Origin of the sequence: Aquimarina sp. AU474, assembly GCF_900312815.1 — a bacterium.
Lineage (GTDB): Bacteria > Bacteroidota > Bacteroidia > Flavobacteriales > Flavobacteriaceae > Aquimarina.
Genome location: NZ_OMPE01000005.1, coordinates 361,673 through 377,160 on the forward strand (window position 1 = coordinate 361,673; position 15,488 = coordinate 377,160).

Annotated in this window: 15 protein-coding genes; 5 read left to right on the forward strand and 10 right to left on the reverse strand. The window is 33.4% G+C overall.

The genetic code is table 11. From position 1 onward, the window contains the following. Window positions 1–22 precede the first annotated feature (22 nt). A complete protein-coding gene (locus DK508_RS04510) occupies window positions 23–1,078 on the forward strand; it encodes an FAD-dependent oxidoreductase (RefSeq protein ID WP_109299541.1) in 1,056 nt (351 codons plus the stop codon). A gap of 1 nt (window position 1,079) precedes the next feature. Here DK508_RS04510 and pafA read toward each other — a convergent pair whose 3' ends face one another. Continuing rightward, window positions 1,080–2,720 carry an alkaline phosphatase PafA gene (gene pafA, locus DK508_RS04515; protein ID WP_109299542.1) on the reverse strand — a complete coding sequence of 547 codons (1,641 nt, stop codon included), beginning with the start codon at window positions 2,718–2,720 and terminating at the stop codon, window positions 1,080–1,082. Between the two features lie 114 nt (window positions 2,721–2,834). On the opposite strand from pafA, the gene DK508_RS04520 reads away from it, so the two are divergent. Both DK508_RS04520 and DK508_RS04525 read left to right on the forward strand, forming a co-directional pair. Continuing rightward, window positions 2,835–3,572: an ABC transporter permease gene (locus DK508_RS04520; protein WP_109299543.1), complete on the forward strand. Its 738-nt coding sequence runs from the start codon at window positions 2,835–2,837 to the stop codon at window positions 3,570–3,572. Further along, entirely contained in the window at window positions 3,572–4,336 is a 765-nt protein-coding gene (locus DK508_RS04525; RefSeq protein ID WP_109299544.1) for an ABC transporter ATP-binding protein, read from the forward strand. The genes DK508_RS04520 and DK508_RS04525 overlap by 1 nt, the downstream gene beginning before the upstream one ends. Here the strand turns inward: DK508_RS04525 and DK508_RS04530 are convergent, their stop codons facing one another. From DK508_RS04530 to DK508_RS04555, 6 genes are all read right to left on the reverse strand, one after another. After that, window positions 4,337–5,371 (reverse strand): hypothetical protein, encoded by a 1,035-nt coding sequence (locus DK508_RS04530; protein ID WP_109299545.1) that lies wholly within the window; start codon window positions 5,369–5,371, stop codon window positions 4,337–4,339. Window positions 5,372–5,525: 154 nt separating this feature from the next. Then, the gene (locus tag DK508_RS04535) at window positions 5,526–6,008 is read right to left on the reverse strand and encodes a VOC family protein (protein WP_109299546.1); all 483 of its coding nucleotides are present in this window, start codon (window positions 6,006–6,008) and stop codon (window positions 5,526–5,528) included. Between the two features lie 50 nt (window positions 6,009–6,058). Further along, the gene (locus tag DK508_RS04540) at window positions 6,059–7,519 is read right to left on the reverse strand and encodes a DUF389 domain-containing protein (RefSeq protein WP_109299547.1); all 1,461 of its coding nucleotides are present in this window, start codon (window positions 7,517–7,519) and stop codon (window positions 6,059–6,061) included. A 5-nt stretch (window positions 7,520–7,524) separates the two neighbouring features. Further along, on the reverse strand, window positions 7,525–8,601 hold the full coding sequence (locus tag DK508_RS04545; protein WP_109299548.1) for a mannose-1-phosphate guanylyltransferase: 1,077 nt from the start codon (window positions 8,599–8,601) through the stop codon (window positions 7,525–7,527). A gap of 2 nt (window positions 8,602–8,603) precedes the next feature. Then, complete coding sequence (locus DK508_RS04550) at window positions 8,604–9,200, reverse strand: SprT-like domain-containing protein (RefSeq protein ID WP_109299549.1); 597 nt, start codon at window positions 9,198–9,200, stop codon at window positions 8,604–8,606. A 114-nt stretch (window positions 9,201–9,314) separates the two neighbouring features. Then, a complete protein-coding gene (locus tag DK508_RS04555) occupies window positions 9,315–10,202 on the reverse strand; it encodes a DUF4349 domain-containing protein (RefSeq protein ID WP_109299550.1) in 888 nt (295 codons plus the stop codon). Between the two features lie 218 nt (window positions 10,203–10,420). On the opposite strand from DK508_RS04555, the gene DK508_RS04560 reads away from it, so the two are divergent. Both DK508_RS04560 and DK508_RS04565 read left to right on the forward strand, forming a co-directional pair. Then, complete coding sequence (locus tag DK508_RS04560; protein ID WP_109299551.1) at window positions 10,421–11,236, forward strand: hypothetical protein; 816 nt, start codon at window positions 10,421–10,423, stop codon at window positions 11,234–11,236. Then, complete coding sequence (locus DK508_RS04565) at window positions 11,233–12,132, forward strand: hypothetical protein (RefSeq protein WP_109299552.1); 900 nt, start codon at window positions 11,233–11,235, stop codon at window positions 12,130–12,132. The genes DK508_RS04560 and DK508_RS04565 overlap by 4 nt, the downstream gene beginning before the upstream one ends. A 6-nt stretch (window positions 12,133–12,138) precedes the next feature. Here the strand turns inward: DK508_RS04565 and DK508_RS04570 are convergent, their stop codons facing one another. From DK508_RS04570 to DK508_RS04580, 3 genes are all read right to left on the reverse strand, one after another. After that, window positions 12,139–12,819, reverse strand: a complete 681-nt coding sequence (locus DK508_RS04570) for an SDR family oxidoreductase (RefSeq protein ID WP_109299553.1) — start codon at window positions 12,817–12,819, stop codon at window positions 12,139–12,141. A gap of 20 nt (window positions 12,820–12,839) precedes the next feature. Beyond that, on the reverse strand, window positions 12,840–13,793 hold the full coding sequence (locus DK508_RS04575) for a M20/M25/M40 family metallo-hydrolase (protein ID WP_109299554.1): 954 nt from the start codon (window positions 13,791–13,793) through the stop codon (window positions 12,840–12,842). Window positions 13,794–13,877: 84 nt separating this feature from the next. Further along, on the reverse strand, window positions 13,878–15,485 hold the full coding sequence (locus DK508_RS04580) for a pyruvate dehydrogenase complex dihydrolipoamide acetyltransferase (RefSeq protein ID WP_109299555.1): 1,608 nt from the start codon (window positions 15,483–15,485) through the stop codon (window positions 13,878–13,880). Between the last annotated feature and the right edge of the window lie 3 nt (window positions 15,486–15,488).

A 15,488-nucleotide genomic window follows, 5' to 3' on the forward strand; every position in this document is an offset into this window, starting at 1 on the left:
TACTCTTTATATTTAGATTATCATGAAAACCAAAGTACTTATCATTGGCGCAGGTTTAACTGGGTTATTACTTGCCTATAGACTAAAAAAAGAAGGTATTTCTTTTAAAATTATTGAAGCTAGAAATCGCATTGGTGGAAGAATACACACCGTATACTCAGAGAAAGAAACTCCAATAGAAATGGGGGCCACATGGTTAAGCACACAACATTGTGAATTACTTGCTTTGCTCGAAGAGCTAAAACTACCAATATTCGAACAATTCATGGATGGGATTGCTCTTTTCGAATCTTTATCTACGGCTCCACCTCAACAAATTGAATTACCAAGAAATCAGCAACCAAGTTATAGAATAAAAGGTGGTACACATGCAATTATAAATGCACTCGCAAAACATTTGGAGACTGATGAACTAATCTTAAATGAAAAAATAACCGATATCCACTATACTACAAAAGTTGGTTTTACACTTAATTCAAGACAAAAGCAATACCATTCAGAAAAAGTAATATCAACATTACCTCCTATGCTTTTTGTAAACTCAATACAATTCTCTCCTGCATTACCAGAAGAACTAATCAATATTGCCAACAAAACACATACCTGGATGGGAGATTCTATTAAATTCGGGCTTTCGTATCCTACCCCATTTTGGAAAGAAAAAAACTACTCTGGAACGATTTTTAGTAATGTTGGACCCATTACCGAATTATATGATCATTCTAATTATGAAAACGATCGATATGCGCTTAAAGGTTTTTTACAAAGTGGTATGTATCTAGAAACCAAAGAAAATAGAATATCTAAGGTTACTAATCAGCTTCAAAAATTATTTGGCACAGGGGCTTCAGCATATTTAAAGTATGAAGAATCTATATGGAGAGAGGAATCTGAAACATTCGTCCCCACCGATCATTTTGTGTTGCCACATCAAAATAATGGGCACTCCATATACCAAACGTCGATATATGATAAAAACCTATTTATTGGGGGAGCTGAAACAGCGCTTCAATTTGGTGGATATATGGAAGGAGCAGTAAAAAGCGCTCAATCCATATATCAAGAATTTAAAAAATAGATTATTCTAGAATAAACGACAACACATCACCCGTAGCTCCATTTGGAAAAGTAATCCCTAATAAGGCCGAGATTGTAGGTGCTATATCAGTAATATGGGTTTCTTTGGTTGTACTGCCTTTTTGTATTCCTTGTCCAAAAAACAATAAAGGAGCATGCGTATCATAATTTCGGCCACTACCGTGAGTAGAACCTGTTCTAGAATACATTATAGTCGCTGGATCTAATACCATAACCAAATCTCCGCTTCTTCTTTGATTGAATCCCTTTTGTAACAATGCTGCGATACCCTCCGTATAATTACTTCCTACCAGTTGATTTCTTGTATACACCTTGTCAATCTGATTTTCTTGCAAAATAAAATGTGAAAGAGCATTTTGGAGATCCTCATGTTTCACATTACTTTTATTTAAGGTATCGTAATTAAAAAACACTTGATTATTAGAAATATTTTCTATCAAACCATCGATCTTAAATTTTTCTTTCACAAAAACTTCTACTTTGGTTTTGAACGCATCTGTATCAAAATAACCTGCAGGAATCTTAACTGATTTTAAATAAGATGGTACTTGTACTGCTCCATGATCAGCAGTAAGAAAAACAGTATATTGTCCTTTCCCTACTTTAGTATCTAGTACCTTAAAAACACGTTCTAAATCTTGATCTAATCTCAAATAAGTATCCTCTATCTCTTTAGAGTTTACTCCAAAATTATGCCCCACATAATCAGTACTAGAAAAACTAACAGTCAGAAAATCTGTAATATCATCTACTCCCAAATTCTCTCCTTTTATAGCTTCAATTGCAAAATCTGCAGTCAAACTATTTCCGTAAGCTGATGATTTTATAATATCAAATCCTTCATTTTGATCTTTTAGTTTCGCCAAATCGTACGGAAAAGTAGCGGTTTCTTTTCCTTTATACCCTCCTTCAAATTGGTTTTTATCAGCTCCACTTTCTGTATATGTACTAATATCGTGTAATGTATTCCACTCTTTAAAATACGACGTTGCTTTTCCTGATGCATTAAATTTTTTAACCCAGTCAGGTAATTCATTTCGATAATAGGTACTGGTAATCCATTTTCCTTCATCTTTTCCTCTAAACCAATACGCGCCATTAGCTGTATGACCTGCTGGTAAAATAGCCCCACGATCTTTAATAGCAATACCTATTGTTTTACCTCGCAACTGAGTATGCAATCTATTTTGATCCGCAACTGAAGTAGTTTTCATACGATGCGGAGACATTCTTTCGAGCTCACTATCCGAGCCTACAGCTTTTACACTAGGATCACTAGCACAATACACTGTTTTCTTACTAAATTTATCATACCAATAATTAGAAATCACTCCGTGATTTTCGGGTGTGGTTCCTGTATACACCGATGCATGACCGGGGCCTGTATACGTTGGCACATAATTAAAATGATTGTTCTTACAATTATACCCTTCATTAATCATTCTTTTAAACCCTCCTTCTCCAAAACGATCATAAAATCGAGTTAGATAATCATATCGCATTTGATCAACTACAATTCCAACAACAAGTTTAGGAGAAGTATTAATCTTGGTTTTAGTCTGTGATGTACCTATATTCGATAACATTACTAAAAAGGTTATCAGAAATATTCTTTTTATCATTACTCTTTAAATTTAGACAGCAAATGTACTATTTGTACAAATGTAAAACTTTAATACAAGGTTAAATGCTGTAGATATTTTTTTTTCTATTTTAGCCTATCTAATAAAGAACGTATGTTTTATCTCGACGATATCGGTCGTTACTTTTTAATGTTAAAAGGGGTTTTTAGTAGAATGACTAAAGGCTCGGTATTACGAAATTTAATTTTTAAGGAGATTGATGACCTGATTATTGGTTCATTAGGAATTACTGTATTTTTGGCGTTCTTTATCGGAGCGGTTGTTGCCATCCAAACGGCACTTAACCTTACTAATCCTTTAATTCCTAAAAAGTTAATCGCTTTTGCTTCTCGACAGTCTGTTATATTAGAATTTGCTCCTACATTTTTATCTGTAATCATGGCAGGTAAAGTAGGATCATTTATCACTTCCAGTATTGGAACCATGAGAGTGACAGAGCAAATTGATGCTTTAGAAGTAATGGGTATTAATTCATTAAACTACCTCGTGTTCCCTAAAGTTATTGCAATGTTCATGTATCCATTCGTAATAGCAATTGCTATGTTTGTAGGTATTTTTGGAGCATATGCTGCCGGTGTGTATGGTGGTTTTGTATCGAGTGCAGATTTTTTAACTGGCTTACGAGAAGAATTTATCCCTTATCATCTTACATATGCTTTTATGAAAACCTTTTTATTCGCGTTTTTATTAGCAACCATTCCTTCATTTCATGGTTATTATATGAAAGGTGGAGCCCTCGAGGTAGGTAAAGCTAGTACATCTGCCTTTGTTTGGACCACAGTAGTGATTATTATATCAAATTATGTACTCACTCAATTATTACTAAGCTAATGATAGAAGTTACTAATTTACATAAAGGTTTTAATGGAGAAGAGATCCTGAAAGGAATCACTACAACTTTTGATCGTGGCATGACCAATCTTATTATTGGTACCAGTGGTAGTGGAAAAACGGTATTTTTAAAATGTTTATTAGGACTTTTTACTCCTGAAACAGGTGCTATCTGTTACGATGGAGCTACCTATTCTGAACTTAATGAACAACAACAAAGGGATCTTAGAGAACGGATGGGAATGGTTTTTCAAGGCAGTGCTTTATTTGATTCTATGACCGTAGAAGAAAATGTAATGTTTCCTTTAATGATGTTTACCAAGCAAAAGAAAGAAGAAATGCTCGAAAGAGTACATGAAGTATTAAAAAGGGTAAATCTTGAAAATGCAGAAAAAAAACTTCCTTCAGAGATTAGTGGTGGTATGCAAAAACGAGTTGCTATAGCCCGCGCTATTGTTACTCGACCAAAATATCTTTTTTGTGATGAACCAAACTCGGGGTTAGATCCAAGAACCGCTATTGTTATTGATAATCTTATTAAAGAAATTACTGAGGAATATGATATTACGACAGTAATCAATACACATGATATGAATTCGGTGATGGAGATAGGTGAGAAAATTGTCTTTCTAAAAAATGGTTTTTTAGAATGGGAAGGCGATAAAACTCAAATATTTAAAACCGACAACAAAGCAGTTACCGATTTTGTTTACTCATCTAATCTATTCAAAAAAGTACGTGACGCACAAATTAAAGGGTTATAACTAAATATCCTTAGAATGAGTCACAAAACCGATAAAGAAATCACCACCATGATCTATTTGCCATAGACAATGTTCTTTTTCTAAAAGCCAATCATTATAATTTTCAAGAATAAGGTCGTTTCTAATGTGTAAGTGACTAGGCTCATATTCTCCTAATTTCAAGACTTTATTGATCTCATTAATTGTATAAAACATTGTATCAGCATCTTTCCAATCTACATGATAAGCGGTGTGGCCTTTATTTATAGTATTACAATGTAGCACTTCAAAAATCCTAAAATCACTTTCATCAAGTTTTTCAATCTTATTCCAAAAATCAATTCTTGTTTTTCGGGGCATATATTTAGTGGCCTTACTAAAGAACAACTCTTCATCTTGCTTAAACTCCTGTAGAGAGACATATTGTATTCCACTCATCAGGTTTTGATTTTTCTGTTCATTTAGAATTTTCAATTCTTCATTCGATATTTTATTTTTTCGCCAAAGAATATACAGAAAAAATAATATGAGCAAGGAAAAAACCACAGTGTAAACTATTTTGTTGGCAAACTCATCTCCTGTAATAATAAAATAAACCCCAAGAATAGAAACACCCAATCCCATGTAGATCATACTTGGATTTATAGACTGTATTCGTGCATTCATAATCTCCTTTCGATCTCTAACACCTGATATTTGCTTTCCTCTCTGCAACGCTTTAGGAGCATTATAAACCTGCATAACTTTAGTAATCACTATGGGTAATGGAAGGATAAAATACATGACCATTTCAAATTTACGAAACACATAAATTTCAAAACCCTGAATCACTCCCATGCCAATCGCCATCAACACAATCCATAAGATCATTAGTCTGGAGTACTTTTTTAAAACCTTAGCGTATTTATCAATATATTCTTTAGCTTTTTGTTCAGTACATAGATATCCATTAGCAGTTTCTGAAGCATAGTATATATACCCCTGTCCTTTTGGGTTTGGGGTAAATTTAGATTTATACCTATTTACTAGATTTTCTCTTAAAATACTTATTCTCATGAACTAAAATTGAGTAATGGTTTATAATTAGAATAACCACATAATCGACAATAGAGTGCATACACTATTACTGATTGTAATTTTATACTATATAGATTAGATTTTTTATATAAGATCACAATTATATTTTTTCGAACAAAATGTTTTTGTCATACTATTTTTCAAAAATCTGAATACGGTTTCCATCAGGATCAAGAATAATAATCATTTTCTTTCTAGAAACAGGATCGACAACCTCTTCCCCGTAAAAAGTAACTTTAGATTTTTTTAAGTGATCCATCCATTTTTGAAAATCAGGAACCATGAATCCAATTTTAAAAAAACCAATCGTTCTAGTTTTATTATTAAAATCAGGAATTACATCTTCTAGAGAAACTGCCGAACTTAATTGAATTAATTCGATCAAAATATTTCCTCTTTTTAGATTAGCCTGTCTTAATCCTATAGATTTTACTTCGTTTTTATTTGCAATAGTAAACCCTAAGTTTTTAGAATACCATGACACAGAACTATCTATATCCTTAACCAATAATGCAGAAAAATAAGGTTCGAGCTCTGGTGGCACTGGATCTTTCTGAGCATTCCCTACAAAAGAAAGTAATAACAAGAATATAAGAATGAATGTTACATTTTTCATCTTATGAATCTATCAAAAAAGAAGTGAAATTGCAAATATCAAAAAATGCTCTATTCGATATACAAAGTATCAGCTTTCATCTCTTTAGTAATCCACCTATGTAGAGAGTTTGTTCTAATCGCATTTAGGCTATCCGATATTTGAAACTTCCATTTCGGGAAAATCACTTGAACGGTATCAACTTTTAAGAAATTAGAGCGTAATACTTCTCCATATCCCAAAGTTTGAAGATCAGGGAACCTAATTTTGGCATCTTTGGCTATACTAGCATAGGGCAACACTTTAACCGGAATAACCTTATTTGCTTCTCTTAAATTGGTTTCTAATCCGGCAATTTGGATTTTTAGATCTTCTATCTCATCCAACAATTTACCATTCTCTTTCTCTAAGCGATTTATCTGTTCGATAGACCTATCATATGCTTTAGAAACTTGATCAATCCCCCTTGCCTTATTACCTCTAACAGTTAATGTAAAATCCTTAATGTTTTCATATTTCAAGATTTCATTATGCAGATCACTTGCAGTAGCCTCGGATATTTCGCCGTCAAAAAACAATTTTAATGTTTTATTATTATAATCATAAATAGGTTTTCTTAGATACAAATTTTCATTAGCATCTACCTCATTAGCTATATAACTTTCATAATCACCAAAAGCTTTACTTTCATTAAGAGTTACCCAAAAAGTATACATTGCTGGTATCATAACCACCAGAGCAAGAATAGATGCAATTCTAGCAGTTAGCTTTCTTTTAGCAGAATTTGCGTACCGAATCATTGGAAACCTTAATAGTTTTAGCACTAAAAAAGTTGCCAATCCAATAAAAATAGTATTAATAGTAAAAAGGTACATCGCCCCTATAGCATAATCATAATTTTGTATTGCTAAACCAAAACCAACGGTACATAAAGGTGGCATCAAAGCTGTTGCAATAGCTACACCAAAAATCACACTTGCGATAGTTCCTTTTTTTGTACGGGCAATAATCAGGGCCATACCCCCAAAGAAGGCAATTAACACATCCCTTATATCTGGTTTTGTTCTTGCTAATAATTCTGAAGATTCTTCTTTAAGCGGAAATAGCCAGAAAAATAACCATGCGGTAATGACACTAAGTACTACCATTACAGCAAAGTTTATTAAGGATTTTCGTAGGGTATCAATATCATTTACGGCAATAGACATACCCATTCCCAGTATTGGTCCCATAAGTGGTGATATTAACATGGCTCCAATCACTACTGGAATAGAGTTAGCATTAAGACCGATTGATGCGATAAATATCGAACAAATCAAAATCCAAGCTGTAGCCCCTTTAAAAGGGATGTCTGCTTTTATTAATTCGATAGTACTTTCTCTATCGGTATCATTACGGAAATCAAGCAATTCTTTTAAGAAAGTTGTAAAACTTCTAAATAAACCTTTAGCATCTTTCTTTACAGCTTCTTTTTGCTGCTCTACTTTTTCATCTTGAGTTTGATTGCCAAATTCTCCTTTATTTTCTTCCATTATAATTATCCGTATTGTTCTCCGTATGTATCTTTTACCTTCTTGAGTACTTTTTTAATATCCTGTTCTTTTTTCTTAGGATATATTAGCAACACTTCCTTCTTATCTACAATAATGTAATCTTCGAGCCCATCAACCACAACAATTTTATCAACGGCTGTTCTAATCATATTACCAGACGAATCTTGAGATAATACACGTGCATTAACTACAGCATTTTTATCATCAGTTTTATCCAATTTATCATAAAGTGATCCCCAAGTACCCAGATCATTCCAATCAAAATTTGCAGGTAATACGTATACATTTTCTGCTTTTTCCAAAATAGCATAATCTATAGAAATATTCTCTGCAAGAGGGTAATTTAAACTAATAAAATCGTTCTCTTGCTTGGTATTATAGACAAGTGATCCTTTTTCGAACAAAGTGGTCATCTTTTTTTGAAAAGTAGCAAAAGCACTTATGATACTTTGAGCACTCCAGATAAAGATCCCTGCATTCCACAAATAGTTTCCGTCATTCAGAAACTTTTTAGCCGTTTCGTAATCCGGTTTTTCTGTAAACTGATCTACTTTCTTTACTGGATCCTCTACTTTTTGATATTTTATATACCCATATCCCGTATTCGGAAATGATGGTTGTATTCCTAAAGTCATTAATATATCTTGCTTAGAGCAAGCTTCAAAACAACTCTCTAAGTTTGAAATAAAAGCACCCTCATCTTCAATCCAATGATCACTAGGAGCCACCACCATTACCGCTTCTGGATTTTCTTTTTGAATCTTCATAGATGCATAGAGTATACAAGGCGCTGTATTACGCATTGCAGGCTCTGTAACCACTTGATTAGATTGCACTTCTGGCAATTGTTCTAGAACCAAATCGTTATAACGTTCATTGGTTAATATGTAGATATTTTGAGTTGGAATTATTTTTGATAAACGCGAAAATGTTCTTTGGATCAACGTTTCTCCAGTTCCTAACATATCATGAAATTGCTTGGGGAAGTCAGTAGTACTTACTGGCCAAAATCGCGATCCCACTCCACCTGCCATTAATACGGCATAATAATTTTTGTTCATAGTTAATGTAATAGTTCTACTTCAGCGTTGGGGTTAAATAGGTAGATTCTACCCGTTGCAATTTCGACGCACTCATAACGTTTGACTTTCTTATTTCCTTTTTTAAAGATTTTTCCGTTGTATAATCTAAAGGTACTACCGAAAGGTAACTCAAATATATAACTTTTATCATTTGCAGGGTCAAATTGTTTTAATGCTAATGATAGTTTTTCATCAGTATCACTACTTGCCCTAGGGTTTTTGAAATGATGTGCTATTACGGGTAATAATTTTGAAGGAAAAACTTCGGGGTGTATATAAGGTAACATAAGTTGCTGAAAAACCTGTTTCCATTCAATACCATGTGGCTTTATATAGCGCCCATACTTTTCAAAAGCAACTAAATGGGCTATCTCATGTATTAACGTAATTAAAAACCGATATTTATTAAGTGAAGCATTTACTGTAATTTGATGTCTTCCATCTGCCATTTTACGATAATCGCCATGGCGCGTTACCCGTTCATTAACTATCTTAAGGTGCACATTGCATTTTACAATCAAATCAAATGCAGGTATTAATGCGCGTTCTGGAATATATCTTGCAAGGATTTCTTTCACGAGGGTAAAATACAAAATAAGACGGGTTCTTAAAAGATTATTTAACCCGTCTTAATCGAAAAAAATATTTTACTTATTTTTCGTCAAATTGCCTCAACAAGTTAAGTACATCTGCTATTTTTTTAAATTGATCTTCCTACCCCATTTAAAATACATAAAAACAAAAGCTATCAACACGATAAAAGGCCATATATAAAAAAGCAATAAGATAAAACTCTCTATAATAGACCAACCAAACAAAAATCCCTTTTTGGCCCTATTAATGAACCCTGGTTTATACTCAGACGGTTCCGATTCTGGCACCACAGTTTCATATATATCCAATTGGATTGTACTATACGCCACTCTATTTGACAAATAATTTAACCTCCCTTTGGCCGACTCTATCTCTTCCTGAATTTGCTTAAGTTTATCTTCAGTTTTTAACACATCCTCTACTGTTTTTGCTTTATTCCTTAGTATCGTTTCGTACCGTTCTTTAACTTCTAATTTTGTTTTTAATCTAGATGTAACATCTACGTACTCTTCACTAACGTCTATAGTTGTAATATTTTTGTAATCTACAAACTCTGCCAGCTCACATATCTCATCCAAAACAACGTCAAATTTATGTTGTGGTACCCTAATTGTAAACCTGTTTTCTTTTGAGTAATTGGTATTTGTAAAACGCTCATCAGAAACATAACCCTTGTATTTTACAGCTAATTGCTTTGCTTTCTTCGTAACTTCTTCGACACGATGTACTTTAATTTTACAATTAGCGTTTTTAATGATCTTAGTATGCAAATCTACCACATCCTTTGTCTGTGTATATCTTTCATTACTTTGAACTCCTGGTTTCTCTAGTTCATATGAATTTAAATCTGCCGTTTCTCCTGTTTCCTGTAGTAAAATACTCTCTGACGTGGCATCGTATTTACTTGCATTATTTGAGCAGGATAAGCTAATCAATGTTATTAATAATACTCCTCCTAATACTTTAATCAATTTTAACGTATTCATTTTTATATTTTTTATCTTGTTATACTGAAAACAAACTTATTAGGAGTACTCGTTTATGTATTGTAGAATCGTTGCAAACCAATTGTAAATCATTTTACAAATCATAAAAACCTTATTATCAAAATTATACGTTTATCATCTTTGAAGACAAAATACTGTTCGATCTTCTCAAAAAAGCTGTAACACAACAGTTTTTAAAGAAAAACAATGCCTCAAATTTGGATATTTCTAAATGGAAGGGACAAGATATTGTTTCGTTTCAGGAGGATTTACAAAATGAAGTTAATGCATCAATTAGTGAAAAGTCTTTTTATAGTCATTTTAAAAACAATACAGAAAAACTACCTAGAATAGATATTCTAAATATACTATCCCAATACTGCAAGTATCAAAATTGGTATGATTTTAAAGCTAAACATGCACCAAAAAGAAAAAAAGGTTCTAATATTTTTAAAAAACTACTTTTTACCGTTGTAGGGATTGGAGTATTAGGATGTGTTTACTTTGTCATCCCAATACAAAATACGTTTAGTTTTTGTTTTATTGATCAGGATAGGAATGAGCCTGTAATAAAAATACCCGTTGATATTATTGTTTTGAACGATAAGCAATCTCCTTTTTATACAAAAAGTGATAGTACAGGATGCTTTGTATGGAAAACAAAAGACGATTTTATTCATTTTGTAATACAGTCTCCCTATCACAAAACCGATACTATTTATAGAATTGCCTCTTCCTCGAATCAAGAACGTTTACAGATACAAACAGATGATTATGCATTAATGCTTCATTATTATGCCAATGGCAAAATAGAAGACTGGAAAAACAGAAGAAAAGAATTATCCGATATGATCGCTAATGATGCTATCATTTTTCAGGTATTACCACATGGACTAGGTATAGAAATATACAATAAAAACAAATTCATAAATACGCTAACAACACCTACCCGAAGTTTAAAAAATATTGAAATCATAGAATCTAAAAGAGTTAGTGGGAAAATTGTTAAACTAAAATTTAGAGTAAAATCATGAGGAGTCAATTTTTATATATCGCCTGGTTTTTACTGTTTTTGGGATGCGCCAAAAACAACTCTAAAGAAATGGAGATGGACAACATTAAAGTTTCTGAAACCGCAGAAGAAACTGTTTTAATTTCTGAAACTGTTTTAATTTCTGAAGAAGAGGCGTATTCGAGTTTAATTTTACAAAAATTAAAAGAAATAATCGATAAAAAGGCATTAGCAGACTCCCATCCAAATTTTAATATTGATTTGGATACAGAGATTATTTCTTCGACAATAACCGATACAGTAGTAAAAGAAGTTCTTCTTATTGCTCCTTTTGAAATTATTTCTGACTCTGTAAAACTGGCAAAAACAAAGGTCATTTATGAATCCAAAACTGATACTATAACCACGTATATAAAAACATCTCAAATTACAGTCGATGGAGAAAAACTGAAAACTACAAAGATATTTTTTGTTCCGCAATTACCTAAAGTAGCTCCTCCCAAACCAACCAATACTACAGAACCATTGCATGTAGAAAGATTTTCTATTCGTGATTTAAGTTTTACTTGGGAAGAAATCAATGCCTGTGATTGCTTATTTATGACACCTGCTAAAAACACCTCTTTTAAAAAATTATATTTTGGTCGCTTTAAAGATAATACCGCTGCAATTATCCAGTTAGGAAAAAACACCAAAAAATATTTAATCCCTATATCAAAATCTAGGTCTAGTCATAGAAAAAATGGCACTTCGTGGAGTGAGACATATCAAAATGATCAATACACAGTAAGAATAACCGCAAGACCTACCAAAAACAAAGTGAAAGGAAAATACACCTACTACATTGGTTTCTCTTTTATAGATGCTACCTCAAATACAGTAATCCAAAAAGAAATACTAGCAAACTGTAAATCCTGACATCACTTATGGTGTACTACTTGATACTTGAAGCACTTTTCCGTTATAGAACTTATTACCTGTTAATGAGAAATTCTTAATATATGTTGCCATTTCTATGGCCGTAAGTGGTGCTTGATATCCAGGAAAAGCCTCTTCTAACATTTCTGTTTGTACTGCACCTAGCGCCAAAACGTTGAATGCGATCCCACTTTCTTTATATTCTTCGGCTAACAGCTCGGTTAATGTAATCACAGCTCCTTTACTTGAACTATATGCTGCGAGTCCCGGGAATTTCATACTCCCTTGAATCCCGCCCATACTGCTTATCGTAACTACATGACTTCCTGATTTCATAAAAGGCATTAATACTCTTGTAATTTCGGCTACTCCAAAAACATTAACCTTATACACTTCTTCAAATTCTTGCGAAGAAATTTCTCCAAACGGTTTATTCAATAATTTACCAGCATTATTGATTAATACATCAACTTGTTTCCATTCTTTAGAAACATAATCAATCATTTTTTTTAGATCAACCGCCTTACAAATATCAAAAGAAAATGTATTAATATTTTTATGACTTAGCTCTTGTATAGGTTTCTCGTTTCTTGACAAAGCCAGAACCTGATGCCCCTGATCAGCCAAAATTTTTGCCAATTCATATCCAATTCCTCTACTCGCTCCAGTAATGATTACATTTTTCATATTACAGTTCAAACTATGGACTAATTTAGTTTAATTTCTTTTGTTGCTGTATTACTTATTTTTAATATCGAAGGTACGCATGCATCTATTAATGAAGCCATAAACTCAAAATTCATCTCAGACACTTCATCATCTACGTGATGATAATATTGATAATTTGTAAAATCAAAAGTAGAAATGGTTTGACATGGAACATTAAATTGTTTGTAAAATGGGTAATTATCGCTTCTTTGAAATAACTGAAACTCTTTTGCTTTAGGCAAAAAACCTATAAGTTCACTACCAGAATACTCATTGATTTTGGCAGCCATATTTGACTTTTCATACCCAGTAATATATGCCTTATACGATTTATTATTTAAGGGCACCCCAATCATTTCAAAATTGACCATAGTATACAAATCAATATTTTTTTCTTTTAAAATCCCTGCCAAATGCTTCGAGCCTAATAAACCTTTCTCTTCGGCTCCAAAAAGAACAAAAAGTATACTCCTTTTGTTACTCTTAAGCGCTGATAGTTGTTTGGCCAATGTTATTACCGCAGTACTTCCTGCAGCATTATCATTAGCTCCATTAGCAATAGTATCGCCATCAACCTCTTTTCCTGTACCTATATGATCAAGATGAGCGCCTAAAATTATAAACTCATTAGCTAATTTCTCATCTGTGCCTTTAAGATAGCCAACCACATTAAAAGTCTCTGTTCCTTTAGCATCAAACACGTCTCTATACGTTTCAAAATAAGGCTTAATTCCAGAGTTCTTAAATTCTTTTTCAACAAATAATGCTGCTTTTTCTAACCCTTCACTTCCTGTATCTCTACCTTCTAATTCATCACTAGCGAGCAAACTCATAATATCTCTTATCTCTGAAGCTTGAGTCTCTTTAATTTTAATTTGTTGCTGAGCAGAAGTTGTCTCTTTACAATTAACAAACATAATTGAAATCAAGAGTACACCTATATAACGTTTCATAAAATTATCTTTTTTGATAAAGGTAAAAAAATCCCACTTCTAGCGAAGTGGGATAAGTAATAAATACTATTTTGTTTATATCATTTAAGCCAGCATGGTAACTGGGTTTTCAAGATATTGTCTCAATGTTTGTAAAAACTGCGCTCCAGTTGCTCCATCTACAGTTCTATGATCACAGGCCAAAGTAACTTTCATGGTATTACCAACCACTATTTGACCATCCTTAACTACAGGTTTTTCAATAATCGCACCTACCGATAAAATAGCTGAGTTAGGTTGATTGATAATAGAAGTAAACTCCTGAATACCAAACATACCTAAATTAGATACTGTAAAGGTACTACCACTCATCTCCTGAGGAGTTAGTTTTCTATCTCTCGCTCTAGTAGCCAAATCACGTACTTTTATATCTATATCCATAATATTCATATGATCCGTAAATGGTAAGACAGGTACTACTAATCCATCAGGAACAGCTACTGCAACACCAATACTGATATGCTTATTATAGACTGTAACATCGTCTTTCCAGGTAGTATTTACCTTAGGGTGCCTTCTAAGAGCCATCGCACAAGCTTTAACAACCATATCATTAAAAGACACCTTAGTATCTGGTAATGCGTTGATTGTTTTTCGAGAAGTTATAGCATTGTCCATATCTACCTCTATCGTAAGATAGTAATGTGGTGCATTAAACTTAGAAGCAGATAAACTTCTTGCAATTGCTTTACGCATTTGCGAGTTTTTCACTTCTTCGAAACTTACTTCCCCGGCAGGAACAAAAGCCTGTACCGGTGTAGAAACTGTTTCTTTTTCAGCTTTAGGAGTGGCAACAGCAGCAGCAGTTGGTGTGTATGATTCTATATCTTTCTTTACGATACGCCCATTCTCTCCAGTACCTTTTACTAGAGATAGATCTATCCCCTTATCACTTGCTATTTTTTTTGCTAATGGAGATGCTAATATTCTTCCTCCATTTGCATTAGCAACTGGAGTTGCCTTTGATTCGGTTTTTGTTTCTGCTACAGGTGTGGCATCCGGTTTTGATGTAGTTGCAGTATTAGTAACACCATCTTTTAAACCTGAAACATCAGTTCCTGCCGGTCCAATAATAGCTAATAATACATCTACAGGTGCCGTTTGCCCTTCTTCGATACCAATATGCAACAAGGTTCCGTTGTAAAAGGATTCGAATTCCATCGTTGCCTTATCTGTTTCGATTTCGGCAAGAATATCTCCTTCTTCAACAGTATCTCCAACTTTTTTTAACCAAGAAGCAACTGTTCCTTCTTCCATAGTATCACTAAGGCGAGGCATTGTAATAACCTCTACTCCCTCGGGGATTTCTGCGGATTGAGAAGAATTTGACGTAGACTCTTCAACGTTTTCTGTTTTAGGTTCCTCCATTTTAGGCGCAGCTCCTCCTCCATTTAACAAACTAGAAATATCTTCACCCTCGTCACCAATAATTGCCAACAGCTGATCTACTGGTGCAGTTTCTCCTTCTTCGATACCTATATGAAGTAATATCCCATCATAAAAGGATTCGAATTCCATCGTAGCCTTATCAGTTTCGATTTCGGCAAGAATATCTCCTTCACTGATTTTATCTCCTTTCTTGACGAGCCACTTTGCAACAACTCCTTCTTCCATAGTGTCGCTCAATCGCGGCATATTTATTACTGTAGCCATAAT

Bases quoted from the DNA above. Each gene is read 5' to 3' on its own strand.
- DK508_RS04575 (WP_109299554.1), bottom strand. From the start codon at position 13,793: ATGAAACGTTATATAGGTGTACTCTTGATTTCAATTATGTTTGTTAAT.
- DK508_RS04580 (WP_109299555.1), bottom strand. From the start codon at position 15,485: ATGGCTACAGTAATAAATATGCCGCGATTGAGCGACACTATGGAAGAA.
- DK508_RS04510 (WP_109299541.1), top strand. From the start codon at position 23: ATGAAAACCAAAGTACTTATCATTGGCGCAGGTTTAACTGGGTTATTA.
- DK508_RS04565 (WP_109299552.1), top strand. From the start codon at position 11,233: ATGAGGAGTCAATTTTTATATATCGCCTGGTTTTTACTGTTTTTGGGA.
- pafA (WP_109299542.1), bottom strand. From the start codon at position 2,720: ATGATAAAAAGAATATTTCTGATAACCTTTTTAGTAATGTTATCGAAT.
- DK508_RS04570 (WP_109299553.1), bottom strand. From the start codon at position 12,819: ATGAAAAATGTAATCATTACTGGAGCGAGTAGAGGAATTGGATATGAA.
- DK508_RS04555 (WP_109299550.1), bottom strand. From the start codon at position 10,202: ATGAATACGTTAAAATTGATTAAAGTATTAGGAGGAGTATTATTAATA.
- DK508_RS04520 (WP_109299543.1), top strand. From the start codon at position 2,835: ATGTTTTATCTCGACGATATCGGTCGTTACTTTTTAATGTTAAAAGGG.
- DK508_RS04525 (WP_109299544.1), top strand. From the start codon at position 3,572: ATGATAGAAGTTACTAATTTACATAAAGGTTTTAATGGAGAAGAGATC.
- DK508_RS04535 (WP_109299546.1), bottom strand. From the start codon at position 6,008: ATGAAAAATGTAACATTCATTCTTATATTCTTGTTATTACTTTCTTTT.
- DK508_RS04530 (WP_109299545.1), bottom strand. From the start codon at position 5,371: ATGAGAATAAGTATTTTAAGAGAAAATCTAGTAAATAGGTATAAATCT.
- DK508_RS04540 (WP_109299547.1), bottom strand. From the start codon at position 7,519: ATGGAAGAAAATAAAGGAGAATTTGGCAATCAAACTCAAGATGAAAAA.
- DK508_RS04545 (WP_109299548.1), bottom strand. From the start codon at position 8,601: ATGAACAAAAATTATTATGCCGTATTAATGGCAGGTGGAGTGGGATCG.